This window comes from Polaribacter septentrionalilitoris, from assembly GCF_009832745.1.
GTDB classification, from domain to species: domain Bacteria; phylum Bacteroidota; class Bacteroidia; order Flavobacteriales; family Flavobacteriaceae; genus Polaribacter; species Polaribacter septentrionalilitoris.
This window is the reverse complement of sequence record NZ_VRMJ01000041.1, coordinates 117697-142954: the sequence shown is the minus strand read 5'-3', so window position 1 is coordinate 142954 and position 25258 is coordinate 117697. Positions and strand designations below refer to the sequence as shown.

The window sequence follows — 25258 nt, the reverse complement described above, 5'->3', positions numbered from 1 at the left end:
ATTAATTGAAAAATTATTTACTCTTCGTTAACCCAGTTTAATCTGTCTTGTTGATTATATTGCCAAGGCGCTCCATTATTTTCAATATTAGTCATCATCATATTTAATTCTTGAGGCGCAGCGCTTTGTTCCATCACTAAATATCTTCTCATATCCATAATGATAGATAATGGATCTATATTTACAGGACATTCTTCTACACAAGCATTACAGCTTGTACATGCCCATAATTCTTCTGGAGAAATATAATCGTTTAAAAGTTGCTTACCATCATCTTTAAACTCACCTTTATTTGCATCGATATTTCTACCAACTTCTTCTAGACGATCACGAGTATCCATCATGATTTTACGAGGTGATAATTTCTTACCTGTTAAATTTGCTGGGCAAGATGAAGTACATCTTCCACATTCTGTACATGTGTATGCATTTAGCAATTGCACCCAGTTTAGGTCGGTAACATCAGATGCTCCAAATTTTTCTGGCACTTCATCTTCTGCTCCTTCAGCGGGTGTTGCATAAGGATCTGCACTTGGATCCATCATCAATTTAACCTCATTAGTAACAGATTCTAAGTTATTGAATTGTCCTTTGGGATTCAAATTCGCAAAATATGTATTTGGAAAAGCCAATAAAATGTGTAAATGCTTTGAGTAATAGAGGTAATTTAAGAACACTAAAATTCCTAAAATATGAATCCACCAAGCAGTTCTTTCAATGATGTGCAAATTTTCTGGTGTAAAACCCTCAAATAATGGAACAAAGAACTGACTTATTGGGTTTCCAACTCCAGCTTCTTGAAATGGTGCATCTGAAGCATTCATTACTAAAAATAAAGTCATTAAAACCATTTCGAAGTATAAAATTAGGTTTCCATCTTTTTTGGGCCATCCTTTCATTTCTTTACTTAAGAAGCGTTTGATATTAGCTACATTTCTTCTTGTCCAAAAAATAATGACTGTAACAAATACTAATGCTGCTAAAATTTCGAAAGTCCCTATTAAAAAACCATAAAATGCATCACCTATAATTCCTTGAAAAACTCTGTGAGTTCCAAACAATCCATCTATGATAATTTCTAAGACTTCTATATTAATAATGATAAAACCAACATAAACAATTATGTGTAAGAACCCTGAAAAAGGTCTTTTTACCATTTTAGATTGCCCAAGTGCAATCATAATCATATTTTTTAGTCGTTCGGATTTTCTATCTTTTCTATCTACATCTTTTCCTAATTTGATGTTTCTAGATAACTTGCGAATGTTCATCACAAAAAATCCTAGACCTACAGCCAAAGCTATAGCAAATAATATGTTTGGTATATATTGCATCTTATTTTAAAGTTTAAAATAGGTTATTTATTGCCTTCTTTTTCTAGCTCTTTATCCTTTTTAGGATTATAAGGCTTCGCTTTTTTACCGAATAATGAAAAATGGACAAATCTTTTTGGGTTTAACTTCATTTCTCTCAACAATTCTTCTAATTCTTTAGACATCGAAGTTAGATTCGTATACAACTGTTCATCTGTAACAAACTTCCCTAAGGTTCCTTGCCCATTATTAATTCCGGAAAGCATTTTATTCATTGAGTTCAAGGTAACCTCAGTTTTTTTGATAATATTTCCAATATTAGCATTTACAATAGTATCTGAAACTTTGGCAAAATTATCTGTAATAAGCTTTGTATTATCAACTGTTTCTTGCAATGTTGTAGAAGTGGAATCTATGATACCGTTTATAGACAACATTGTTTTTTTTACCTCTACTAATGTAAATTCTAAATTTCTAACAGATGACTTTAAACTCTCTTGGGTTTTTTTATCTAAAACATGATTTAGGTTTCTAAATAAAGAATCTGCACTAACAATTACATGTTCTAGTTTATGCTGCAAAGGATCTAAACGCTCACCAATAGAAGTAAATAAACTAGATTCAATTTCACCTATTAAAAAATCTCCAGAAACTGCATTTTCTCCTTCATAATTAGGAATAATTGCTAGGTTAGAACCTCCTAATGGACTTGGTGAATAAATTTTAACAACACTCTTTTTTGAAAACTCAAAATCTTTTTCAACACTAAATTTCACTAACAATTCTCCTCTTTTACCTTCTTTTTTATTGAAATCAATCTCAACTACAGAACCTACTTTTAAGCCATTAATAGTTACTAAACTAGAATTACTTAGACCTCCAATATTTTTATACTCAACATTATAATACCTAGTATTTGTATCTAGTAAATTTTGTCCTTTTAAAAAGTTGTAACCCCATATAAAAATTACAATTACAATTAAGGCTACAATTCCTGTTTTTAACTCTTTAGACATAGAATATAATTTAATAACAATATTACTAATAATTTTTGGGAGAAACCATCTAAATTACTGCATTTTCAAAGCGTCTTTGATAGATAACTTTTCACCATTTTTAAATGCTACTATAAAAGCTGAGGAATATCCTTTTGTTTTTGCTTTTTTCAAAGATTTCTTAACCTCTTTAAAATTGGATGAAACTCCATAATAGTATTTATAATAAGAACCTACCTTTACTCTTTGTACTCCTTTTAAACCTTTAAAATTATATGATTTTGTAGCTATTCTATTTTTACCAGAAGCTATTTGAATTTTATATTCAATTGCATTAAATACTTTGGTAACGGTATTATTAGAAACTGTATTAATTTTTAGGTTATTGATATATTTAGTTATGGCATCAGCAATAGCAACTGCCATTTGTGATTGTCCTTTAGACGAATTTAAATACCTGCCTTCTTTTTTATTGGTTAAAAAACCTAATTCAATAAGCACACTAGGCATAATGGTTTCTCTCAAAACCTGAAAATTATCTTGCTTCACCTTTCTGTCATTCCTTTTTAATTTATTGGCAAAATTATTTTGAATCAAACTTGCAATAGCCAAACTTTTAGCTAAATTTTCTTCTTGCAACAATGATAAACCTATAACAGATTCTGCAGAATTGGGGTCAAAACCTTTATACTTTTCTTGATAATTATCTTCTAAAAGAATTGATGCATTCTCTCTCTTTGCAATCTCTAAGTTTTTTTTATTACCTCTTAATCCTAGTACAAAAGTACCTGCTCCATGTGCACTTGGTCTCGGTTGATAAGAATCACAATGGATAGAAACAAACAAGTCTGCTTTTGCATTGTTGGCTATCTCACCTCTTTTCCATAAAGGTGGATAAGTATCTTTTTTTCTCGTATATACTACTTTAATATCTTTTTGTTTGGAAAGTCTTTTACCAACAGCTAATGTTACTTTTAATGCTATATTTTTTTCCTTATACCCATTTCCTAAATTCCCTGGATCTTTACCTCCATGCCCCGCATCTAAAACTACTACGTAATTTTTTTGACTATAAATTAAGGTGGTATTGGCTACAAAAAAAGTAATAAATAAGAAAAAAAAGAGAATTCTTACTTTAGGATTAATTTTGTTGTTTTGTTTAGATTGCATCAATAAAATTTAACTAATTTTGGCAACGTAAATTTGGTGCTTCAAATATTGAGCCATACTTTTACCCGCATACAAAAATAGTATTTATAGCATTGCAAACAAACCTATCATACATACTTTTATTTTGCTGTATATTTTTTATTGAAATTGGGCTTTCACAAGAAAATATTCCTAACAAAAAAAAGAAAGCTATTTCTAAGGTGAAAAATGATACTCTTGTTTCTAAAAAAGAGGCAATTCTTAATCTAAAAAAAGATTCACTTGCCTTAAAAAAAACAGATACAATTGCGCAAGATTCTATAAAACCTAAGGAAACAGTGGAGGATATAATTACTCACGTAGCCAAAGATTACACTATTCAAAATGCTAAGAATCAAACTGTCACTTTATACAATGAAGCCAATATTACCTATACAGATATTGATTTAAAAGCTGGAATTATAGTTGTTGATTATAAAAAAAACACTCTATTTGCAAAAGGAATTATTGATAGTACAGGGTACACGCAACGACCAGTTTTTAAACAAGGTGGTCAAGAATCAGAGCAAGATTCAATAATTTATAATTTAAAAAGTAAACGCGCTTTAATCTATGGCTTAAAAACCAAACAAGGAGAAATGTTTACTTATGGTACAAAAACCAAGCGAGTAAATGATTCTACAATTTATGTTCGGAAAATTAGATTTACAACATCAGAAAAAGAAATTCCTGACTACTATATAGCAACTAACAAAGCAAAATTAGTCCCTGGTAAAAAAATTATTGTGGGTTCTAGTAATTTAGTCTTAGCAGATATCCCAACACCAATTTTTATTCCTTTTGCCTACTTTCCTCTGAGTGAAACTAGCGTTTCAGGATTTTTAATCCCTGCTTTTGATACAGGAAGTACAGATAGAGGGATAGGATTTCAAAATGGAGGTTATTACTTTGCTATAAATGATTATGTAGATTTAACTGTCTTAGGTGACGCTTGGTCTAATGGAAGTTGGGGGGCAAGAATTAATTCTAACTATAGAAAAAGATATCGTTTTAATGGAACTTTTTCTTTAAATTTCGAAAACATTATTAATGGTATAAGGGGGTTTGACGACTTTAGTAAAGCTAATAATTTCAACATAAGGTGGTCTCACAGTCAAGACGCTAAAGCTAGTCCAAACTCAAGGTTTACAGCATCAGTAAACTTAGGAAGTAGTCGTTTCTTTAGAGAAACACTTAATCAATTTAACGTTTCTCAATCTCAAACAAACACATTCAATTCATCTATTAATTACAGTAAAAATTTTGTAGGTACTCCTTTCAACATGAATGTAACTGCAACCCATACACAAAACACAAACACAGGTAACATCTCTATGACTTTGCCTTCTTTGAATGTTAATATGGATCGTATTTTCCCTTTTGCAGGAAAAGGAGGAATTCAAAAAACACCTATTCAAAAAATGGGTTTTAATTACACTTTACAAGGTCAATACTTAATTAACACCACTGATGATGAGTTTTTTACAAGCAAAATGTTTGAAACAGCAAGATCAGGAATACAACACAGAACAGGAACAAATACAAACATAAAAGCTTTCAAATATTTTACTTTATCACCAAGTGTAAATTATGAAGAAGTTTGGCATTTCGATTATATTCAAAAAAACTATGATGCCACTCAAAATGTAGTCGTTACGGATACATTAAGAGGATTTAAAAGTTACAGAGAATATAACGCAGGCGTTAGTTTATCTACTAATATTTATGGTACTTTTAATTTTAAAAAAGGGCGTTTAAAAGCAATTCGTCACACTTTTAGACCTTCTATTTCTTATTCTTATAGACCCGATTTTAAAGATCAACACATTAAAAAAGTTCAGCAGAGCGCTGATGCAAGTGATATATTAGAATACACAGTTTTTGACCAAGGTATTTATGGGGCACCTTCTTCTGGTTTAAGTAACTCAATTAGTATTTCATTAAATAATGTTATCGAAGCTAAAGTGGCCCCAAAAGATCCTGACAGCGATGAGAAAGATGAAAAAATAATGATTTTAAACAATCTAAACTTTAGTAGTTCTTACAATATAGCTGCTGATAGTTTACGTTGGTCTCCTGTTAGTTTTTCGGCCGGAACAAGATTACTAAAAGATAAATTAGCCATTAACTTTAACGGATCTTTAGACCCCTATCAAGTAAATGAAAATGGAAGAAGAATTAACAAATTTAACCCAAAAGTTTTTAGGCTAACCAACGCAAACTTAACTGCAAATTATTCACTTTCTAGTAGTGATTTTAATAAAGATAAAAAAGATGAAACTAATAACAAAAATGGTAATGGCGCCCAGAACGTAGGGGATATTATTGGTGGCAATATTAACACTTCAAATCAATTTGGAGGAGGAAACGGAATGAACACAAAATCCGATAACAAAAATAAAGAGGCAAAACTCTATAATGCAAAAGTACCTTGGACTATCAATTTAGCCTACTCTGCAAACTATTCTAACAACGGAATTACACCTGGAAAAATTGGTATACATAGTTTAATGTTTAGTGGAAACATCCAACTATCACCCAAATGGAGTATGGGTTATTCTTCTGGTTACGACATTAAAGATGGAGCATTTACATTTTCTAGATTTAACTTTACAAGAGATTTAGACAGTTGGCAATTTAACTTTAACTGGGTACCTTTTGGAACACAAACTTCTTACACTTTTTTTATTGGTGTAAAATCTTCTGTTTTAGCTGATTTAAAATGGGATAAAAATAAACCACCAGATAGAAGACTTTTTTAATTGTTAACTAATCTATAAATCATTTTTTACTTTAAAATAAATATGAAAAAAATAATCACAACAACAAAAGCTCCTGCTCCTATTGGACCATATAATCAAGCTGTTTTGACTGGAAATACTTTGTATACCTCTGGGCAAATTGCTATTAATCCAGAAACTGGAGAACTTATTTTAAGTTCAATAAAAGATGAAACAAAACAAGTGATGAATAACCTAAAAGAAGTTTTGGAAGCTGCAGATATGACTTTTGAAAATGTTATTAAAACCTCCATTTTCATTTCTGACATGAATAATTTTTCTGAAATAAATGCCGTATATGGTGAGTATTTCAATGAAGCAACTGCTCCTGCTAGAGAAACAGTAGAAGTGGCCAATCTACCAAAATTTGTAAATGTAGAAATTAGTGCCATCGCTGTTAAATAATTATTCTTTATCATTAATTCTTAATTAAAATTAATAGAAATAGAAACATGTAAAAAGCCTCCAAAATATGGAGGCTTTTTTTTAATCAATAATTAGTTTTTTTGTTGTAAAAACATGTTGTTCTTTTATTTTTCTTTTTCCTTTTAACAAAATTACAGGTGGCATCAAATAAGGAACAAATAAATACTTTGTTCTACAGCGATAGCATTTGTAAGCTTTGGCTTTTGGAATCAATTTTAACAATAAATTTCTGGGTACTCTTTTGCGAAAACTAGAGTCGCAGGAAGGACACTTGCACATTTTTTAGGGGATTAAAAAGTTAATATTAATTAAACTTTTTCAAACAATTTGATTTGCAATATAACCATTTTTTTTATTTGACATTTTTCAAGATTTAAACCTATATTTAAAAAAATACTAAATGCTATTTATGTTGAATAAATATAATTAGACAAAAAATATTTTGTTATATATTGCAATAAATAAAGATTTTGAAAAGAATAATTATTTCTGTTACCAATGATTTATCTACCGATCAAAGAGTATCAAAAATCTGTAATACTTTACAGAAAAATAATTTTGACATTCTTTTAATAGGCAGAGTCCTTAAAAACAGTACTCCTGTTAACAGAAACTACAAAACAAAAAGAATATCATTGTTTTTTAACAACAGTGTTTTTTTTTACATTGAATTTAATATTAGACTTTTTTTTATTCTTTTCTTCTCAAAAAAAGATATTTTACTCTCTAATGATCTTGACACACTCAGCGCAAACTACATGGTAAGTTTTCTTCAAAGAAAAAAATTAGTGTACGATAGTCACGAATTATTCTCTGAAATACCTGAGTTAGTTGAGAGACCATTTGTAAAAAGTGTATGGGTAAGTTTAGAAAACTTTTTTTTACCAAAAGTAAGAAACTCTTACACTGTTTGTAAAAGTATCGCAGAATACTACAACAAGAAATACAAAACAAATTTCAAGATTGTTAGAAACTTTCCGACACAAAAAAAAATAACAAAAGGAGAATTTAATTTTAGTATACAAAATAAAAGAATAATTATATATCAAGGTGCTATTAATGTTGGAAGAGGCTTAGAATTAATGATAAAAACTATGAATTTACTTCCAGGTTTCTTATTAGTGATAATTGGTTCTGGTGATATTTTTGAGGAATTAAAAAAATTAGTAACTCAAGAAAAATTGGAAAACCAAGTTTATTTTTTAGGAAGATTAATACCCGAAGAACTTCAAAAACTAACACCTTTAGCAGATTTAGGAATTAGTATCGAGGAAAATTTAGGATTAAACTACACCTATGCTTTACCTAATAAAATTTTCGATTATGTTCAAGCAGAAGTTCCTGTTTTGGTTTCAAATTTACCAGAAATGAAGCAAATTGTTAGAGAGCATAAAATAGGTGAAGTCTTAACAAGTAGAGATTCTAAATCTATGGCCAAACAAATAAAAGAAATGCTATTAAAAGATTATTCTAGCAATCTTAAAAAAGCAAAAAATAAATTGATATGGGAAAAAGAAGAAAAGGAATTACTTTCTGTTTTTAATAACTTAAAGTAGTTATTTTTTATATTGATGTGGATTTTCTCTTACTCCTTTTTTAAACAAAACACGCAAACCTTGTCGTAGTGTATTGTCTACTCGTAAAATTAAATCTTTTATTTTTTCTTTTGGTCTTCCTCTAAAAGTTGTTACATGAAAAGTATCTGATTTTAAGAGAGGTTTATCAGAAAAATAATAATTAGAAACACAACACCTTACTTTATCTACTTGAACTTTACTTACAGAATGCCATGAATTTTGATGTGTTGCCATAACAACTAGTCTATTAAATTTACTCTCTATGGTAATTTGATTCTTTTTCAATCCTTTAGGCCAAACCTCTAAATTGCCTCCAAAATCTAATTCCCAACCAGGAGTTACATAATACAAAAGATTTAAAACTCGCCATCTATTTCTATCTTTATCGTGAGAATTATCTAAATGAGGATTCAAAAAATTTCCTTTTTCCATTAAAGATAGTCCACCAGCATATAAATTTTCATCTGCATAAACTTCACTAATATCACAAATATCAGCAATAAGCTTTACAAGCTTCATATCTTGAAAAGCGTATGTAATTTCTTCTAAAATCGAGTCGTACTTATCCATTTGAAAAGCAGTATATTTTAATTCTCTAATACTATTTCTCTTAACTGTATCAACCAAACTAGGAAAACATTTATACACTTTAAGTGCAATTTCTTCGGGTAGTAAATCATCTAAATAAAAAAAACCAATTTCATCACTATGATTTAAAAATTTATTTTTAAGATTTTCTTTTTGATTAGATATATTCTGAAATATAATATTGGCTAATTCGTCTCTTTTCATAATTCCTTTCGAATAAAGTATAAAGTTATTGCTTTTAGTTTTAACTTTGTAATATATGAGTAAAAGATTGCATATCGTTTCTTTTGACATACCTTATCCTCCCAATTATGGTGGAATTATAGATGTATTTTATAAAATAAAAGAGCTTCATAAATTGGGTGTAAAAATTTATTTACATACCTACATTTTTGATCATAAAAAAAAACAAAAAGAGCTAGAAAACTATTGTGAAAAAGTTACGTATTACAAAAGAAACAACACTTTTACTTCTATCTTTTCTATATTACCATTTAGGTTAAAGAGTAGAGTTAACCAAGCGTTAAATTCAAACCTTAAAGATTTAGATTGCCCTATTTTATTTGAAGGATTACATACAATATATCCGCTTTATAAATTTAATTTAAAAGAATGCTACGTAAGAACACATAATATTGAGCATTCCTATTTTTATGGCTTAGCTAAAAGCGAAAAAAACATCTTAAGAAAACTATTTTTTTATCTAGAAGGGTTTAAACTTAAAAAATTTGAAAAAAACCTTAAGAAAGCTAAAGCAATTTTTACAATTTCTCCTTTTGAGCAGAACTATTTTTCTGAAAATTTTAAAAATAAAACCATTTATTTACCAGCTTTCCATGAAGCTATAATTTATACTAATGATAATAAAAAAGGAGACTTTATATTATATCATGGAGATTTAAGAGTTGCAGATAATATAAAAGCTTGTTTGTTTTTAATTGATATCTATAAAAACACTAAATATAAATTTGTTATTGCAACTTCTATAAAAGAAAATGATATTATTGAAGAAGTAAATAAATACGAAAATATTTCTATTGAACAAATTCCAACACAGCAAGATTTAAATAAGTTATTTACAAAAGCCCATATAAATACATTATTTACTTTTCAAAAAACAGGAATCAAATTAAAACTTCTAAATACACTTTATAAAGGAAAATTTATAATTGCAAACTCTCCTTTAATAGAAGATACAGGTTTAGAAACAATTTGTGAAACAGCTAACTCTAGAGAAGAAATTCTAAAAAAAACAGAAGTCCTTTTTCAAAAAGAATTTACAGAAAAAGAAGTTGAAAAAAGGTTGAAAAAACTTGAGCCATTTTCACCTGAAAAGGCTGCAAAAAAAATGATGGAAATTATTTTTAGATAGAATTTGTTTTTTGAGCAACTTCAAACAACTCTCCACCTTCACATTTAATGGTTTTTTGTTTGAATTTTACAATTAATTGATAATCATGAGTAGCCATTAAAATAGTTTTTCCATTTTTATGAATCTCATTTAATAAATGCATCACTTCTAGAGAAGTTTTAGGATCTAAATTACCTGTAGGCTCATCAGCTAATATGAATTCAGGATCATTTAACAAAGCCCTAGCAATTGCAACTCGTTGTTGTTCTCCACCAGACAGTTCAAATGTTTTTTTGTAGTATTGAGATTTCATACCTACTTTATCTAAAACTTCATAAATTTTCTCTTTCCTCTCACCTTTATCTTTCCAACCAGTTGCTTTTAAGACAAACTCTAAATTCTCAAAAACGTTTCTATCTGACAATAATTTAAAATCTTGAAAAACAATACCTATTTTTCTTCTTAAAAAAGGAATTTCTTTTTCTTTAAGTGTCTTTAAATCAAACCCAACAATATTTCCAATACCCTTTTTTAGTTTTAAATCTCCATACAAGGTTTTCATTAAACTACTTTTCCCACTGCCTGTTTTACCTATTAAATAAAAAAAATCACCTGAATTAATAGTTAAATTCACTTTAGACAACACCAAATTATCTCTTTGGTAGATATCTGCATTCTCAAGATGTAAAACGGGTTTATCCATAAGAAAAAATAGTTTTTACAAACTTAAAAGTTTCTGCTGATTTTATACTAAGAATTACAAACAATTATTACTTTTGATTTAAAATGTTATACTATTTTTTTACATTGTTATCAAACAAAGTGAAAAATTTTACGTTATCCATTTTGAGTATCAAAAATAATTGTATGAAGTTTACTGTTTTTAAGAAACATAATATTATTTTCTTAATAATTTTACTATCCTTTTCTGGTTTTAGCCAACAAACTATTATTGATACAAATATTATTACAGAATTTAATAATGGTATTAGTCTTTTTAACAACAAAGCTTACGCTGCTGCTCAAAAAACATTTACTAAAGTAACTCATAACCCTCAAATTGGCTCTAATTTAAAAGCTGATGCTTCTTATTATGATGCTATGTGCGCTGTGCGTTTAAACCAACCAGAAGCCGATAAAAAAGTTCTTACATTTATAGAAAACAACCCTAATAGTAGTAAAAAAAATAGTGCAATTTTTAATGTTGCTAATTACTATTTTGCCAATAAAAAAGCTGCTTACGCTTTAAAGTGGTACTCTAAAGTTAGTTTTGATTTACTTTCTAAAGAAAACAGAGAAGAACTAAATTTTAAAATGGGATATGCCTACTTGGTAACTAATAATTTAAACCTATCAAAGAAAAAATTTATTCAACTAATTAACAGCCCTTTATACGGGAATGACTCTAGATATTACTATGGCTATATTGCTTACAAACTAGAAGATTATGGTCTCGCAGAATCTACTCTAAAAGAAATTGAAGATAACGAAACCTATCGTTTAGAAATTTCTTACTATTTATTAGATATTAATTTTAAAGCAGGAAAATTTGAACGTTCTATTAGAATTGGTGAGGAATTGATTAAAACTGTGAAACGAAAGCAAAAATCAGAAATTTCTAAAATAATTGGAGAGAGCTATTTTAATTTAAAAAAATATGCGGAAGCAATTCCATACTTAAAAGATTATACAGGAAAAAAAGGGAAATGGAATAACACTGATTTTTATCAATTAGGATATGCTTATTATAAACAAAACGATTTTAAAAATGCGATTAGTAATTTCAATAAAATTATAGACGAGAAGAACGCTGTTGCTCAAAACGCATATTATCACTTGGGTGAATGTTATATGAAATTAAATCAAAAATCAGAAGCTTTAAACGCATTTAAGTCCGCATCAGAAATGTATTTTAATCAGCAAATTAAAGAAGATGCTGCTTTAAACTATGCAAAATTAAGCTATGAAACAGGAAACCCATTTAAAAGTGTACCAGAAGTTTTACAAGATTATTTAAAAGCTTATCCAAAATCAAAAGCCTACGATGAAATTAAAAACTTGGTTGTTACCTCTTTTTTACATCAGCAAGATTATCAAGGTGCTTTAGTCTTTTTGAATGAAAAAAATGCAAAAAAAAACTTACCTATAATCCAAGAAGTTGCCTTATATCGAGGTATTCAGTTATTAAACGATAAAAAAGTAAAAGAAGCAATTCTTTTTTTTGCACAAAGTGTTCTATCTAAAAACGAAGAGGTAAAGAGCAGAGCTAAATATTGGGAAGCAGAGAGTTATTATCGTTTAAAAAATTATAAAACGGCACTAGAAAAATTTAATAATATCTCAAAAACAACAGAAATTGAAGATCTATTATTATTAGATTACAACATTGGCTATTCTAATTTTAAACTCAAAAACTATGAGAGTTCAATTAAATCATTTCAAACATTTATAAAAAATGATTCGATTGATACCACTTTTAAGAACGATGCTTTAATTCGTTTGGCAGACAGTTATTTTGCCATTACAAAATTTGACAAGGCCATTGCATCATATCAAAAAGTTATAAATAATTTAGGTGCTGATGCAGATTATGCAGAATATCAAATAGGAATGAGCTATGGGTTTTCAAAGCAATATCGCAAAAAAACACAAGCTCTTACTAATGTTGTAAATAATTATCAGGTTTCTTCGTTAAAAGATGATGCGCTTTTTCAATTAGCTGCAACTTATACAGCTATAAAAGAAAATGAAAAAGCACATCAAGCTTATGATAGGTTAGCTTCAAAACACCCCAATAGTATTTTTCTTCCTAAGGCTTTTGTGCGTCAAGGTTTATTATATTACAGTGAAGACAAAAACTTGGCAGCGCTACAAAAATATAAAGAAACTACAAGTCGATTTCCGAATTCTCCTGATGCTTTAGAAGCTGTTGCTAATGCAAGAAATATTTACATTGATGAGGGCAATGTTGAAGATTATGTAGAATGGATAAAAACACTCAAGTTTATCAATATTAACAATTCTGATCTAGACAACACCGCCTTTGCAGCAGCAGAAAAGAAATATTTTGAATCTAAAGACGGTAACGATATTATAGCAACTTTAACTAAATATACGCAACAATTTCCAGACGGTATCCATAGATTAAAATCAAATTATTATTTAGCAGATGTCCTTTATAAAGTAAAAGAATTTGACAGAGCAATTGCCTACTATGAAGTAGTTCTTGAAGAAGAACAAAATGAGTATAGTGAAGTTGCTTTAAGTAAACTCTCTCAAATTTATTTAAACAAAGACCAATTTAACAATGCCCTACCTTTATTAGACAGATTAGAACAAGAAGCTTATATTACTGAAAATGTTCTTTTTGCTCAAAGTAATTTAATGAAAGGATATTATGAAACTGAAGCTTTTGACTTAGCAATTGAATATGCTAAAAAATTACTTTTGAGAGGGAAACTTGAAAAAAGTTTAGAATACGATGCAAAACTTATCATTGCAAGAGCAGCTTTTAAAGATGGTGATTTATTTACTGCAGAGGAATTCTATACAGAAATAGAAAGAAATGCTACTGGGGTATTAAAAGCTGAAGCTCTGTATTATAGTGCTTTTTTCAAAAATCAACAAAAGGATTATGAAGCATCTAACAAAGTTGTCCAGAAGTTAATTGCTGATTATTCTGCCTATAAATATTGGGCAGTGAGGAGCTACATTATTATGGGTAAAAATTACTACGGATTAAAAGATGTATACCAAGCTACTTTTGTTTTAGAAAACATTATTAAAAACTTTAAACAGTATGAAGATCTGGTTGCTGAAGCAGAAAAAGAACTCAACATCATTAAAACCAACGAAGCCAAAACAAATAATTCTGTTTCACCTGTAGAAGAAAAAAATACAGATAAAAAAAATAAAAACTAATGAAAAAAGGTTTCATATTATTTGTTCTATTGGTAACTTTTTTGGGGATTTCTGCTCAAGAAAAGAGGAAAGACACCGTTAAAACAGAGGTAGTTAATGTAGTAACTAAATACAATCCTAAAATTGCAGACGCTAAAAAAATTCAGATAAACCCAACTGTTGAATTGCTAAAAAAGGACAAGAAAAAAAAACTAGAATATACTATTTTTTCTGCTCCTGTTGCTTCCACTTTTGTACCTAAAAGCGGTGCTATAAAAGGTATAGATGTTGGTGTTAAAGAAAGAATATACAAAAATTATTTTGCTGCTGGTTATGGAAATTATGCTTCACCTTTTTTTGAAACATTTCTTCATCATAGTTCGAGATTTAAAAATGAATTCGGATTTCAAGCTAAGTATTTAGCATCAGAAGATAATATTAGAAATACATCTTTAAATAGTAATTTTTCAAATTTTACTATTGGAGCTTTTTACAAACAACAAGCGCGCTATTTCGATTGGAAAATCACCTTAAATTCAGAGAGAAATCAATACAATTGGTATGGGTTACCTAACTTAATGTTTACAGAACCTACCATAAATGGAATTAACGAAAAACAGATTTACAACTATTTTGATGTTTCCGGTGAAGTAAAATTTAAAGATTCTTACATCGATTATGGAAAATTAAACTTGTCCTACTTTACAGATCGATATGAAACTTCAGAAATTTTAGCAAAATTTGATGCAAAGTTAGACTTCCCCCTTAACTTTTTGAGTCCGACACTAAATGATATTGCTATAAAAACAAGTATAGAATATTTAAAAGGATCATTTAAAGACGGATATGACAATTTCGACGCTATAAATTACGGTACGTTAACTATACTTTTAAACCCTGAATATAAAAATAGCTATAAGAGTTTTTCATATAAAGTTGGGTTAAAGTTCTATTCTTCTATAGATTCTGAAAACAAATCAAACAACCATCTTTTTATTCCTGAATTGGCTTTAGAAACAACTGTTTTTGAGAATTATGTAAATATTTATGGTGGATTTTCAGGAGGTCTTCATACAAATACTTATAAAAACTTTACAGAAGAAAATCCATACGTATCTCCTACTCTATTTGTAACGCAGACTTTAGAAAAATCTAACTTTTTTGTAGGACTTACAGGAAAAATTCTTAGTAACTTAAGCTACAATATTAAAGCTGGTTCAAAATCTGAAGAAGACAAACCTTTATTTATTAGAAACGCTTCAAAATCTAATGGAACAAATAATATTGTCAATGGATTTTCTATTTTAGGTTATGAATACGGAAACTCATTTTACATATATTATGATGATGTAAAAACCACTACTTTTTTCACAGAATTAGAATATGATTTCTCTAAAAAAATAGCTTTTAAATTACAAGGAGTTTACAATCAATACAAAATGGAAAACGCTCTAGAGAACTGGAATTTACCAACAATAGAAGCCTCATTAACATCCACTTATAAAAATAACAAGTGGTATGCTACTTCCAATATTTTCTATGTTAGCGAAAGAAAAGATGTTTTATATAATGACACATATCCGTCAAGCATTGGAGGAATTCAAACTATAAGTTCTTTTGTTGATGTTAACCTTAATGGAGGCTATCATTTTAATGATAAATTTTCAGCTTTCTTAAAGTTTAACAACATATTAAATACACAATACCAAAGATTCGCAAATTTTGATACACAAGGTTTTCAAGTTTTAGGTGGAATTACCTATAAGTTTGATTTTTAACAATCACCAAATTAAATAATCATTTCATTTTCGTAGATTTATAAATTAAAATAAATCACTCCAAAATGAAAAAAAACTTATTCTTATTCTTTTCAATTTTAGCATTTATTTCTTGTAATCAAAAACAAGAAAAAACAATAATTTCTACAAGTTTAACCTCAGAAGAAAAAATTGATTCTACAAAAATCAAAACTGTCTTTAATTCTGCTTTAACAGAAGGGAAATCTTATGAATGGCTTAGAGACTTAACTCAAAATATTGGTGGTAGATTATCTGGGTCTCCAGAAGCTCAAAAAGCAGTTGAATGGGGAGAAAAAATCATGAAAGAAGTAGGTTTAGATTCTGTATGGTTACAACCAGTTATGGTTCCTCATTGGGTTAGAGGTGAAAAAGAAATTGCAACATATACTACTAATGGTGTGCAAAAAAACGTACCTGTTTGTGCTTTAGGTTTTTCTATTTCAACTCCTAAAGAAGGAGTTTTAGCAGAAGTAATTGAAGTTAAAAGTTTAGATGAAGCCAGAGCTTTAGGAGATAAAATGAAAGGTAAAATTGTGTTTTTTAATCGTCCTTTTGACAATACTTTAATCAATACATTTAGAGCTTATGGTGGTTGTGTTGGTCAACGTGTTAGAGGTGCTGCTGTTTGTGGTCAATTTGGTGCTAAAGGCGTAATTGTGCGCTCAATGACCAATTCTGTTGACGATTTTCCTCATACAGGAACAATGAGTTATGGAAACTTGCCAAAAGACAAATACATTCCAGCTGCTGCAATTAGTTCTAAAGCTGCTAATATTTTAAGTGATGATTTACAAAAAAATCCAAATCTAAAATTCTATTTTAAACAAAATTGTAAAACTTTACCTGATGCACCATCTTTTAATGTAGTGGGTGAAATAAAAGGAAGCGAAACTCCAGAAAATATTTTTGTAGTTGGAGGTCATTTAGATTCTTGGGATTTAGGAGAAGGCGCTCATGATGACGGAACTGGAGTTGTACAATCTTTAGAAGTAGCTTATTTATTCAAAAAAAATAACATCAAACCCAAAAACACCTTAAGAGTTGTCTTTTTTATGAATGAAGAAAACGGAACAAGAGGTGCTAAAAAATATGCTGAATTGGCAAAACTAAATAAAGAAAATCATATTGGTGGCTTAGAATCTGATGCTGGCGGTCATACTCCTAGAGGTTTTTCTATTGATGCAAATAGTGACAATACTAAACTAGTACAAAGCTGGAAAAAATTACTATCTCCTTATGGTTTGCATGATTTAGACAAAGGTGGTTCAGGTGCAGATATTTCTCCTTTAAAAGGCGAAAATGTTACTTTGGTGGGATACAGACCAGATTCTCAACGCTATTTTGATTACCATCATACTAGTAGAGACACTTTTGATAAGGTAAATAAAAGAGAATTAGAATTAGGAAGTGCTTCAATGGCAAGTATTATTTACCTGATGGATAAATATTTATACAGCAATACTCCTGTAAAACCTTAATATGGAAACTCTAGTTTTTAGCCTTACACTTTTTTTTGTTGTGCTTTTTATGTTTGCAGGTATAATGCACATTTTAAAACCTAAAGTTTTCAAATATTTTATTCCAGATTACCTTCCCAAAAGTCTAGTAAATTATATTGCTGGGGGAATAGAATTTTTCTTAGGTTTAGGATTAATTTTCTCAGCAACAGTAAAAATTGCTGCTTTAGGTATCTTTTTCCTGATGATTATTTTTCTCCCTATTCACATTTGGGATGCCACTAAAATACGACCTGCAATTGGCAAAAAATGGATAGCTTACCTTAGAATACCATTGCAATTTGTACTTATGTATATTGCTTATTTAATTTACACAAACTCATAATATAAAATGAAAAAAATATTTTTATTAATCACCTTATCACTACTTGCTTTTAGTTGTCAGAAAGAAAAAGCAGATGTAATTGTTATCAATTCAAATACGTATACTGTCAATAATAGCTTTGAAAAAGCAGAAGCTTTTGCGATTAAAGATGGAAAATTTATTGCAGTAGGAACAAATAAAGAAATTCAAGATAAATATCAATCTCAAAATACAATTGATGTTAAAAACAAAACCATAGTTCCTGGTTTAATTGATGCACATTGTCATTTCTATAGAATGGGATTGCAACAACAAAAAGTTTCTTTAGAGGGCACCAAAAGCTATGACGATGTTTTGCAAAAAATATCAGATTTTAAAGACAAAACCAATTCAGAATATATTACGGGTCGTGGCTGGGATCAAAATGATTGGAAGGTTAAAGAATTTCCAACTAAAGAGAAATTAGACAAACTTTTTCCAAAAACTCCTGTTGCTGTAACTCGTGTTGATGGTCATGCATTATTAGTCAATCAAGCTGCATTAGATTATTCAGGGATAACCAAAGCAATTTCAATTGAAGGTGGAGAATTCATCACAAAAAACGGAAAATTGACAGGTGTTTTAATTGATAATGCTATGGATTATATCAAATTTCCATCAACCTCAAAAAAACAAGCCATTAATGGTTTGTTAGACGCTCAAAAAATCTGCTTTTCTTATGGCTTAACCACTGTTGATGATGCTGGATTAAACAGAAACACTGTTGAATTGATTGATAGTTTGCAGCAATCCAAAGATTTAAAAATGCGAGTATATGCAATGGTTTCTGGAGACCAACAAGCACAAATAGATTATTACATTAACAAAGGGATTTACAAGACAGATTATTTAAATGTACGCTCGTTTAAAGTTTATGGTGATGGTGCTCTAGGTTCCAGAGGTGCTGCAATGCGTAAACCATATTCTGATAGAGAAAATCATTTTGGAGCATTGATTTATTCACCTGAAAGATATCAAGAAATTGCAACGCAAATTGCTGCATCAGAATATCAAATGAACACGCATGCTATTGGTGATTCTGCAAATACGTGGTTGCTAAAAACCTACAAAAAGGTTTTAAAGAATCAAGAAGATAGACGTTGGAGAATTGAACACGCTCAAATCATATCACCAGAAGATTTTAAAAATTTTGATAATATTTTACCTTCTGTACAACCAACACACGCTACTTCAGATATGTATTGGGCAGAAGATAGAGTTGGTAGTAAACGAATAAAAGGTGCTTATGCCTTTAAAGATTTATTGAAAGTTTATGGAAAAGTTGCTTTAGGTACTGATTTTCCGGTTGAACAAGTCAATCCATTTTTAACTTTTTACGCAGCTGTAGTTCGAAAAGATTTAGATAATTATCCTAAAAATGGGTATCAAATGGAAAATGCTTTAACTAGAGAAGAAACTTTAAAAGGAATGACCATTTGGGCAGCATATGCTAACTTTGAAGAAAATGAAAAAGGCTCTATTGAAATAGGTAAGTTTGCTGATTTTGTAATTTTAAATCAAGATATTATGACTGTTGATGGGGCTGAAATTCCAAAAACTAAAGCAGTAACTACTTTTTTAAATGGAGAGAAAGTTTATTAATTTTAATCTATTATATTCGCTCAAAATTAAAAGAATCGTAATGAAACAATACATATATTTATTTTTAATAGTTTTTTTGTCATCTTGTTCATCTGATGAACCTACTTTTACTCCAGAAACAGAAGCGGATATTCTTAAATTTATTAAAGATAATAACTTTGATGCTGTAAAAACTGAATCTGGATTATATTATGTAATTACCAAAGAAGGTACAGGAGAACAACCTAACAGTAATTCTGAGGTTACAATTTCATATAGGGGAAGTTTTTTAAATGGCACTACATTTAGCCAAACTGATGTTTCAGGAGTTGCTACAAAACTTAATACACTAGTCAAAGGGTTGTCTGAAGGTTTACAACTTTTTAAAGAAGGCGGAGAAGGCATTTTTTTAATTCCTTCTGAACTAGGTTTTGATGACGGAGTAGTTTTAATTATAGAAGTAAAACTTATTGATGTCATAGATAATGAAGCTGATATTTTAACATATATTAATGATAATAATTTAAATGCTAAAAGAACTGATTCTGGGTTATATTATGTGATTAATAAAGAAGGTACAGGTCAAAAACCAACATCAAACTCTAGTGTAACTGTTGTTTACAAGGGTTATTTTTTAGATGGTACTGTTTTTGACGCAAGTAATACTAATGGTACTACTTTTCGATTAGACCAAGTAATTTCTGGTTGGACAGAGGGCATTCCTCTTTTTAATGAAGGTGGTGAAGGGATTCTATTAATTCCCAATAACTTAGCTTACGGACTTCAGGGAACACCACCCATTCCTGGGGGAGCAGTTTTGGTTTTTGATATCGAGTTAATTAGTGTGAATTAAACAAAATAATTTAAAATATCTTAAAGCAAAAACCGAAACTTAAGAAGTTTCGGTTTTTGCTTTAAGATATAATCGGTTTGACAAACTCATCAATTTTATCAACTCCGTTAATGCCTAAATTCTTAATAAATGCAGAACCAATAATAGCTCCATTTGCATAAGTACAAGCTGTATTGAATGTAGCTTTATCTGAAATACCAAAACCAACGATTAATTTACTTTTTAAATTCATTGCTTTAATTCTTTCAAAATATGCAATTTGCTGATTTGAAATCTCTCCTTTTGCGCCTGTAATAGATGCAGAAGCAACCACATAAATAAAGGCTTTTGTATAACTATCTATTTTTTGAATTCTATCGTCTGAAGTATGTGGTGTAATTAAAAACACATTTGTAATTCCATATTTAGTAAACAACTGTTGATAATGATTCTCAAACTCTACCATTGGTAAATCTGGAATAATTACTGTATCTATTCCACAATCTATTACTTTTTGACAAAATTTATCTTCACCATATTTTAGCATTTGGTTCAAATATCCCATTAACACTAAGGGAGTTTTATTGGTAGTTTTAATTGTCATCAGTTGTTCAAAAACAATGTCTAAATTAATTCCATTTTGCAATGCTTTTTGACTACTATCTTGAATTGTTGGTCCATCTGCTAAAGGATCAGAATAAGGCAACCCAACCTCTATAAAGTCAACTTTACTTTGTTCTAGTGCTGATATTACTTTGGTCGTATCTTTCAAGTTTGGATAACCACAAGTAAAATATATAGATAATAAATTTTTATCCTTTTGCTGAAATAATTTTTGGATTGAGTTCATAATTTTTTGGTTAATGGTTTTTAGTTGATAGTTATTTGTGATCACATCAAACTTTATAACATTCAACTTTAGAACTTTTAACTATTCTTTAAGGTGTTTAATATAAGTTTCTAAATCTTTATCACCTCTACCTGATAAATTGATGACCACAACTTGATCTTTTTTCAAATCCATTTTTGGTAAAACCGCTAAAGCATGAGCAGTTTCTAATGCAGGAATAATACCTTCTATCTTAGTCAATTCATAAGCAGCAGTTAATGCTTCTTTATCTGTTGCATTTAAAAAAGTTGCTCTACCACTTTCATACAAATAGGCATGTAACGGACCAACTCCTGGATAATCTAAACCTGCAGAAATTGAATAAGGCTCTACAATTTGTCCATAATCATCTTGCATTAAAATGGTTTTAGAACCATGAATAATCCCTACTTCACCTAATTGAGAAGTTGCAGCACTTTCTCCAGAATTTACGCCTAAACCTGCAGCTTCAACAGCTACTAATTCTACCTCTTCATCATCAAAATAATGATAAAATGCTCCTGCAGCATTAGAACCTCCACCAACACAAGCAATAATCGTATCCGGATTTTCTTTTCCTGTTTTTTCTTTCAACTGCCATTTCATTTCTTCTGAAATTATAGCTTGCAATCTTGCTACCATATCTGGATGAGGATGAGGGCCAACTACAGAACCAATCAAATAAAACGTTTCAGGGTTTTGAATCCAATAACGAATCGCTTCATTGGTAGCGTCTTTCAAGGTTTTAGAACCTGATGTTGCTGCAACAACTTTTGCACCTAACATTTTCATTCTAGCAACATTTGGTGCTTGACGCTCAATATCTTTTTCACCCATAAAAACAGTACAATCTAACCCCATTAAGGCACAAACAGTTGCTGTAGCCACTCCATGCTGACCTGCACCTGTTTCTGCAATAATGTTGGTTTTTCCTAACTTTTTTGCAATCAAAATTTGACCAACAGTATTGTTTACTTTATGTGCTCCTGTATGATTTAAATCTTCGCGTTTTAGGTAAATATGCGCTCCATATTTTTCTGACAAACGTTTTGCAAAATACAAAGGTGTTGGCCTGCCAACATAATCTTTTAATAACGATTTGTATTCCGTTTGAAATTCCTCAGATTCTATAATTTGAATGTAATTATCTTCTAATTCTTTGACATTTGGATATAATAATTCTGGAATAAATGCTCCTCCAAATTGTCCAAAATATCCGTTTTCATCTGGCTGAAATTGTGATTTCATATTTCTAATTTATTCTTGAAGTTTTTAACTTCATTAGTATTTTTTAACCCTGGTTTTATTTCAAATTTACTATTTACATCTAACGCATAAATAGGTAAATTTGTTTTTCTTACTATTTGGATTTGTTCTATATCTTCTGGACCAATCCCACCACTTAGAAAAAATGGTTTTTCAAAAGGATATTGTTCTAAAACAGACCAATCAAATTTAGTTCCATTTCCTCCTCTTTCTTTTCCTTTAGTATCAAACAAAAAGTAATCTACTTCTTCTAAATAAGGTTGTAACACATCAAAGTTAAATTCATCTTTAATTCCGAAAACTTTTATGATTTCTAGATTTTGATATGACTTTGGCTTTTTAACCTTTTTTCGTCCTTTGTTTTGTTCAATAAAAGAGGTTCTACTAAACTCTAATTGTTCTCTTATTGACTTGATATATTCCACAGATTCATCTCCATGCAATTGAATTGCATCCAATTGATATTCTTCTATCATAGAAACTAAAATTTCAGGAATTTCATTCACAAAAACACCAGTTTTTTTAATTTCTTTAGGAAGTTCTGGAATGATCCCTTCAAAATTTCTTTTCGATTTTTCATAGAAAATAAACCCTAAATAATCAGGGTTTAATTCAGCAGTCTGCTGAATATTGTCTATGTATTTCATTCCACAAACTTTTAGTTTCATGTTATCTAATTTGATTGATAAAATCTTGACAAGCTTCCCCTGGGTTTTCTTCTTTCATAAAATTTTCTCCAATTAAAAATCCTTGAAAACCAAACTCTTTTAAACCTGTAATAATTTTAGGATCAGAAATTCCACTTTCTGAAACCTTTATAGAAGTATCAGGAATTTGATTTGCTAATTTGATAGAATGCTCTAAATCAACTTCAAACGTTTTTAGGTTTCTATTATTAATTCCGATAATTTTATTATCCAAATCATTAATCTTGTCTAAATCTTCTTGAGTGTGTACTTCGTATAAAACACTCAATCCTAAATCTGTTGCTAAATTTCCGTAGTTTTTCAATTCTGTTGATGTTAAGCAAGAGGCAATTAATAAAATTACGTCTGCACCAATCGCTTTAGCTTCTACAATTTGGAATCCATCCACTACAAAATCTTTTCTTAAAATAGGTTTTGATTGATTGATGACTCTTGCTTCCATTAAATCTGCCATTGTTCCTCCAAAAAATGAAGTATCAGTCAAAATAGATTGTGCAGCTACATTAGCATCTAAATACCCATTAGTTACCTCTGCAATAGTTGCTTTATCATTAATAATTCCTTTAGATGGAGACTGACGTTTAAACTCAGCAATAATGCCTGTTGAACCAACTTCTAATAATGATTTTTTTAAAGATAATGGCGTTCTGTTAAACTTCGGACTCTCTACTAATTTCTTTAAAGGAACATCTGCTTTGATTTTAGCAACTTCCTTCTTTTTAAATGCGATTATTTTATCGAGTATAGTCATTTCTTATTTTATAAATCATCTCGATACAAATTTGTTCATTCTTCACAAATTCACTCGATGTGACAATACGCATGTCAGTTCGAGTAATTTTCGATTTTATGAGAAAATTGTATCGAGAACATTTTTATTTATTAAATTTCTTATTTCTGTAAATCAAAAAAAAGTAAACAATAACCCCAACAATTAAGCCTATGATAGCTTGTTTAATTATTGATTGAGTTTGCACTCCAATTGCAGCTCCCATCAACAAGAATGCTGGAATTATTAGAATTAAATTGTTTTTCTTTTTTTTCATTTTATATGATTTTGTCACTTCGAGTGATTTTCGACGTTAGGAGAAAATTGTATCGAGAAGTCTCAATTGTTCTCGATACAAATTTTTCGTTCCTCAAAATTCACTCGAACTGACATTGATCTTTTATTTTACTAATTTCTGTAAACATTCTTTTGCTTTACCTCCAAACAAAGAATCTTTTGCTTCCTTAAAAGCATTCTCAAAACCTTTATTTTCATCAACAATTGTTAATGCGAAAGCAGCATTGGTTAATACCACATTATTTTGAGCTTCAGTTCCATTTCCTTCTAAAATGGTTTTAAAAATTTTTGCAGCATCTGCTACATTATTTCCTCCAAAAATTTCTGATTGTTGAATTCTTTTCTGACCTAAATCTTCTGGATTAATTAACTGCTCTCCTTGTTTTGTGAAAATTTTAAATCCGCTTGTTAAAGAAATTTCATCATAGCCATCTAAAGCATGAATAATTCCGTAATTGATATTTTCTTCTTGTAAAATGTAATTGTACAAACGCGCAACCTCTAAATTAAAAGTTCCTAACATATGATTTTTAGGCGAACTCGGGTTTACCAAAGGCCCTAACATGTTAAAAAACGTTTTCAACTTTAGCGCTTTTCTTGTTGACCCAACAGCTTTCATTGCTGGATGAAATTTTGGCGCATGTAAAAAACAAATGTTTGCTTTATCTAAATGTTGCTTTAAAGTGTTTTCATCATTTGTAAATTGATACCCAAAACTCTCTAACATATCAGAAGAACCAGATTGTGAAGACACAGAATAATTACCATGTTTTGCCACTTTCTGTCCTGTTCCTGCAACAATAAAAGAGGTTAATGTTGAGATATTGAAGGTGTCTTTTCCATCTCCTCCAGTTCCAACGATATCAATGGTATTGTAATCAGAAAAATCGACTTTTATAGCCAATTCTTTTAAGGCGTTTCTAAATCCTGAAAGTTCATCAACTGTAATTGGGCGCATCATAAAAACCGTCATAAATGAAGCTAAATGAGCGTCATTATATTTCTCTGCTGCAATATCAATTAAGATTTGTTTAGCCTCAGATTTAGATAACCTTTCGTGATTGTATAGTTTGTTTAAAATTGCTTTCATTTCTATAAAGTTCTTAAAGTTTGAAAGTAATAAAGTGTAAAAGTATGCTTACTCAAAACTTTATAAACTTT

The 25258-nt window shown here is 29.5% G+C and carries 21 protein-coding genes; 10 read left to right on the top strand and 11 right to left on the bottom strand.

What is annotated here, in order from left to right; genetic code table 11:
• Positions 1-17: 17 nt before the first annotated feature.
• Genes FP421_RS10785 through FP421_RS10775 form a run of 3 tightly spaced genes read right to left on the bottom strand, consistent with a single transcriptional unit; the run spans position 18 to position 3478 of the window.
• Positions 18-1334 (bottom strand): (Fe-S)-binding protein, encoded by a 1317-nt coding sequence (locus tag FP421_RS10785; RefSeq protein WP_159950488.1) that lies wholly within the window; start codon positions 1332-1334, stop codon positions 18-20.
• A 23-nt stretch (positions 1335-1357) separates the two neighbouring features.
• A complete protein-coding gene (locus FP421_RS10780) occupies positions 1358-2329 on the bottom strand; it encodes an MlaD family protein (protein WP_159950486.1) in 972 nt (323 codons plus the stop codon).
• Between the two features lie 54 nt (positions 2330-2383).
• On the bottom strand, positions 2384-3478 hold the full coding sequence (locus FP421_RS10775) for an N-acetylmuramoyl-L-alanine amidase family protein (RefSeq protein ID WP_159950484.1): 1095 nt from the start codon (positions 3476-3478) through the stop codon (positions 2384-2386).
• Between the two features lie 92 nt (positions 3479-3570).
• On the opposite strand from FP421_RS10775, the gene FP421_RS10770 reads away from it, so the two are divergent.
• From FP421_RS10770 to FP421_RS10760, 3 genes are all read left to right on the top strand, one after another.
• Positions 3571-6258: a putative LPS assembly protein LptD gene (locus FP421_RS10770; RefSeq protein WP_201288836.1), complete on the top strand. Its 2688-nt coding sequence runs from the start codon at positions 3571-3573 to the stop codon at positions 6256-6258.
• A gap of 42 nt (positions 6259-6300) precedes the next feature.
• On the top strand, positions 6301-6681 hold the full coding sequence (locus FP421_RS10765) for a RidA family protein (RefSeq protein WP_159950482.1): 381 nt from the start codon (positions 6301-6303) through the stop codon (positions 6679-6681).
• A gap of 491 nt (positions 6682-7172) precedes the next feature.
• The gene (locus FP421_RS10760; RefSeq protein WP_159950480.1) at positions 7173-8258 is read left to right on the top strand and encodes a glycosyltransferase; all 1086 of its coding nucleotides are present in this window, start codon (positions 7173-7175) and stop codon (positions 8256-8258) included.
• On the opposite strand, the gene FP421_RS10755 is transcribed toward FP421_RS10760, so the two are convergent.
• Positions 8259-9071, bottom strand: coding sequence for a 2OG-Fe(II) oxygenase (locus FP421_RS10755; protein WP_159950478.1), 813 nt, complete (start codon positions 9069-9071; stop codon positions 8259-8261).
• A gap of 55 nt (positions 9072-9126) precedes the next feature.
• Between FP421_RS10755 and FP421_RS15220 the strand changes: the two genes are divergently transcribed.
• Positions 9127-10239, top strand: a complete 1113-nt coding sequence (locus tag FP421_RS15220) for a glycosyltransferase family protein (RefSeq protein WP_159950476.1) — start codon at positions 9127-9129, stop codon at positions 10237-10239.
• On the opposite strand, the gene FP421_RS10745 is transcribed toward FP421_RS15220, so the two are convergent.
• Positions 10232-10921 carry a cell division ATP-binding protein FtsE gene (locus FP421_RS10745; protein WP_159950474.1) on the bottom strand — a complete coding sequence of 230 codons (690 nt, stop codon included), beginning with the start codon at positions 10919-10921 and terminating at the stop codon, positions 10232-10234. The genes FP421_RS15220 and FP421_RS10745 overlap by 8 nt on opposite strands.
• Positions 10922-11085: 164 nt before the next feature.
• On the opposite strand from FP421_RS10745, the gene FP421_RS10740 reads away from it, so the two are divergent.
• From FP421_RS10740 to FP421_RS10715, 6 genes are all read left to right on the top strand, one after another.
• The gene (locus FP421_RS10740; protein WP_159950472.1) at positions 11086-14139 is read left to right on the top strand and encodes a tetratricopeptide repeat protein; all 3054 of its coding nucleotides are present in this window, start codon (positions 11086-11088) and stop codon (positions 14137-14139) included.
• Positions 14139-15896, top strand: coding sequence for a TonB-dependent receptor (locus FP421_RS10735; RefSeq protein WP_159950470.1), 1758 nt, complete (start codon positions 14139-14141; stop codon positions 15894-15896). The genes FP421_RS10740 and FP421_RS10735 overlap by 1 nt, the downstream gene beginning before the upstream one ends.
• A gap of 65 nt (positions 15897-15961) precedes the next feature.
• On the top strand, positions 15962-17395 hold the full coding sequence (locus FP421_RS10730; RefSeq protein ID WP_159950468.1) for a M20/M25/M40 family metallo-hydrolase: 1434 nt from the start codon (positions 15962-15964) through the stop codon (positions 17393-17395).
• A gap of 1 nt (position 17396) precedes the next feature.
• Entirely contained in the window at positions 17397-17759 is a 363-nt protein-coding gene (locus FP421_RS10725; RefSeq protein ID WP_159950466.1) for a DoxX family protein, read from the top strand.
• A 6-nt stretch (positions 17760-17765) separates the two neighbouring features.
• Positions 17766-19379: an amidohydrolase gene (locus FP421_RS10720; protein ID WP_159950464.1), complete on the top strand. Its 1614-nt coding sequence runs from the start codon at positions 17766-17768 to the stop codon at positions 19377-19379.
• Between the two features lie 40 nt (positions 19380-19419).
• Positions 19420-20211, top strand: coding sequence for an FKBP-type peptidyl-prolyl cis-trans isomerase (locus FP421_RS10715; RefSeq protein ID WP_159950462.1), 792 nt, complete (start codon positions 19420-19422; stop codon positions 20209-20211).
• A gap of 61 nt (positions 20212-20272) precedes the next feature.
• Here FP421_RS10715 and trpA read toward each other — a convergent pair whose 3' ends face one another.
• From trpA to trpD, 6 genes are all read right to left on the bottom strand, one after another.
• Positions 20273-21040 (bottom strand): tryptophan synthase subunit alpha, encoded by a 768-nt coding sequence (gene trpA, locus FP421_RS10710; RefSeq protein ID WP_159950460.1) that lies wholly within the window; start codon positions 21038-21040, stop codon positions 20273-20275.
• A gap of 81 nt (positions 21041-21121) precedes the next feature.
• On the bottom strand, positions 21122-22306 hold the full coding sequence (gene trpB, locus FP421_RS10705) for a tryptophan synthase subunit beta (protein ID WP_159950458.1): 1185 nt from the start codon (positions 22304-22306) through the stop codon (positions 21122-21124).
• Positions 22303-22992: a phosphoribosylanthranilate isomerase gene (locus FP421_RS10700; RefSeq protein ID WP_449421281.1), complete on the bottom strand. Its 690-nt coding sequence runs from the start codon at positions 22990-22992 to the stop codon at positions 22303-22305. Before FP421_RS10700 ends, trpB begins: the two co-directional genes overlap by 4 nt.
• 1 nt (position 22993) lies before the next feature.
• Entirely contained in the window at positions 22994-23782 is a 789-nt protein-coding gene (gene trpC / locus FP421_RS10695) for an indole-3-glycerol phosphate synthase TrpC (RefSeq protein ID WP_159950454.1), read from the bottom strand.
• A gap of 124 nt (positions 23783-23906) precedes the next feature.
• Positions 23907-24077: a hypothetical protein gene (locus FP421_RS15120; protein WP_201288835.1), complete on the bottom strand. Its 171-nt coding sequence runs from the start codon at positions 24075-24077 to the stop codon at positions 23907-23909.
• A 123-nt stretch (positions 24078-24200) separates the two neighbouring features.
• A complete protein-coding gene (gene trpD / locus FP421_RS10690; RefSeq protein WP_159950452.1) occupies positions 24201-25187 on the bottom strand; it encodes an anthranilate phosphoribosyltransferase in 987 nt (328 codons plus the stop codon).
• Positions 25188-25258 lie beyond the last annotated feature (71 nt).